At 71.4% G+C, this 1,049-nt stretch carries 1 protein-coding gene; it reads left to right on the top strand.

Features of this window, described 5'->3' with window-relative positions:
- Window positions 1–1,049: AMP-binding protein (locus VL52_RS22910; protein ID WP_046159212.1), on the top strand; the 1,049-nt coding region annotated here is incomplete at both ends.

Raw genomic sequence — 1,049 nt, 5'->3', positions numbered from 1 at the left:
TGTCCGACATCGAGCTGCTGGACGAGGCCGAGCGGCGGCAGGTGTTGATCGAGTGGAACGCCACCGAGCGTCCATCGCCGCAAGCCACCCTGCCGGAGCTGTTCGAAGCCCAGGCGGCGCGCGCGCCGAACGCGGCGGCATTGTTCTGCGACGGCGAGACGCTGGACTACGCCGAACTGAACCGGCGCGCCAACCAACTGGCGCATTGGCTGATCGGGCAGGGCGTCGGCCCGGAGCAGCGGGTGGCGCTGGCCTTGCCGCGGCGGGCCGAGCTGCTGGTCGCGGTGCTGGGCGTGCTGAAGTCCGGCGCCGCCTATCTGCCGCTGGATCCGGCCTATCCGGCCGAGCGCCTGGCGCACATGCTGGCCGACGCCAGGCCGGCCTGCCTGCTGGGGCTGGGCGACGGCATCGAAGCGCTGCCGGACAGCGGCGTGGCTTGCTGGCGGCTGGATGACGCGGCGTTGCGGCAAACGCTGGCGGCGCAGCCGCAGAGCGACCCGACGCCGGCCCAACGCCGGCTGCGGCCCGAACATCCCGCCTATGTGATCTACACCTCCGGCTCCTCCGGCCAGCCCAAGGGCGTGGTGATCTCCCAGCGCAGCGCGGCCGACTTCGTCGACTGGGCGCTGGCGTCCTTCGGCGCGGAAACCTTTGCCGACGTGCTGGCCACTACCTCGCTCAGCTTCGACGTCTCGGTGTTTGAGCTGCTGACGCCGCTGTTGAGCGGCGGCCGGGTGCGGCTGCTGCGCGATCTGCTGGAGCTGGGCGAGCGGCCGATCAGCGGCGGCAGCCTGATCAGCGCGGTGCCGTCGGTGTTCGCCCAGCTGTTGCAGCATGGGGCGGTGTCGCTGGAGGCGAAAACCGTGGTGTTCGCCGGAGAGGCGCTGCCGCCGGAGCTGGTGGCGGCGGTGCGGCAACGCTGGCCGGAGTGCCGGGTGGCGAATATCTACGGACCGACCGAAACCACGGTATATGCGATTGGGGGCTGGCTGGAGGCGGGCGAGCGCGCGCCGACGATAGGCCGCCCGCTGGGCAATACCCAGACCTAC

This window comes from Chromobacterium vaccinii (genome assembly GCF_000971335.1).
GTDB lineage: Bacteria > Pseudomonadota > Gammaproteobacteria > Burkholderiales > Chromobacteriaceae > Chromobacterium > Chromobacterium vaccinii.
Note: the sequence above shows the minus strand (reverse complement) of the source record. Positions and strands in the feature narration are given on the sequence as shown.